Source organism: Vibrio sp. YT-19(2023), from assembly GCF_033337395.1.
Map to the genome: position 1 here is coordinate 1 of NZ_JAWOQN010000810.1, position 588 is coordinate 588.

Below are 588 nucleotides of genomic sequence, written 5' to 3' on the forward strand. Positions count from 1 at the left end.
CATCCCATTACGGTAAAGCTTAAGATCGCTTAACTGAACCTTAAATAGTTCGAGTAATGTGCGGGTAGGAATGGTGTTGAGTGACTGTTCAAGCAATTCCTTGCCTATTAAGCTCCATTGAACAAACGGATTGCTGATACCAAACTTTTCATCGTATTTCGCTAAAATCGCTTGTGTATTACCCAATTTTAACTGTGCGAAAGCTTCATCAATCAGTGCTTGGCGCTTTGCTACAAAATCGGAATGGTACAAATCCAGAGGACGATGTTGATAGGCATTGATGAATGCCCCTTCAATGGGAGCGAAAATCGCATCCCAAAAAGTGAGTCCAAGTAATGCATTCAGCAGTGCATTTTCGGCGTAAAATACACTCCAACCTAAAGATTCAAAGTGCGCTTTGCTGGCGAGTTCGACTCTCTGTTGAGATAAATCCAGTTCAACTCGGTACTCCATACAGGTTGGCTTTGTCACTCTTGGCACTTTCTCACCTTGTTTTCGTTTCAGCCGCTGCTCAAGTTTTTGTGCGACTTCGAGCTCTGACACATCGATCGGTGAGTGAAGCATCTCTGTGACAATGTCACTAAATAA

General features: G+C 43.0%; 1 protein-coding gene. It reads right to left on the reverse strand.

Translation table 11 applies throughout. The features are described 5' to 3' along the window. Positions 1-588: VRR-NUC domain-containing protein (locus R7E78_RS28585; RefSeq protein WP_318058942.1), on the reverse strand; the 588-nt coding region annotated here is incomplete at both ends.